The organism is Pseudomonas sp. SIMBA_067, assembly GCF_046534675.1.
Classification (GTDB): domain Bacteria; phylum Pseudomonadota; class Gammaproteobacteria; order Pseudomonadales; family Pseudomonadaceae; genus Aquipseudomonas; species Aquipseudomonas putida.
The window spans coordinates 1-343 of the sequence record NZ_JAWRYH010000163.1 but is presented as its reverse complement, the minus strand read 5'-3'; the positions used below and the strand labels follow the sequence as shown (position 1 = coordinate 343).

1 pseudogene is annotated in these 343 nt (G+C 59.8%); it reads right to left on the bottom strand.

What is annotated here, in order from left to right:
* Nucleotides 1–314 (bottom strand): annotated as a pseudogene (locus SB765_RS28530) (LLM class flavin-dependent oxidoreductase); the annotation flags it as partial.
* Nucleotides 315–343: the final 29 nt, after the last annotated feature.

Genomic DNA, 343 nt, shown 5'->3' with positions numbered 1-343 from the left:
CGCTCACTGTCTGCGGCGATCACGTTAATGCAGACCATGGCATAAGGCTTGTCGAGACGCGCCGATGGCTGGAAGTTTTCGCGGTAGACGTGCAGCGCCTGAAAGAGCTGGTCAGGGGCAAAATGGGAGGCAAACGCAAACGGCAGGCCCATTTTCGCTGAAAGCTGTGCGCTGTAGAGACTGGAGCCGAGCAGCCAGACCGGAATCTGCAGGCCCAGACCGGGTACCGGCTGCACTGGCGGCTGCGCATCCGCTTCGGCATCGAACCAGCTAATCAGTTCAGCCACATCCTCGGGGAACGTGTCGATGTGCATGTTGGCCTGATGACGGCGTAGTGCCATCA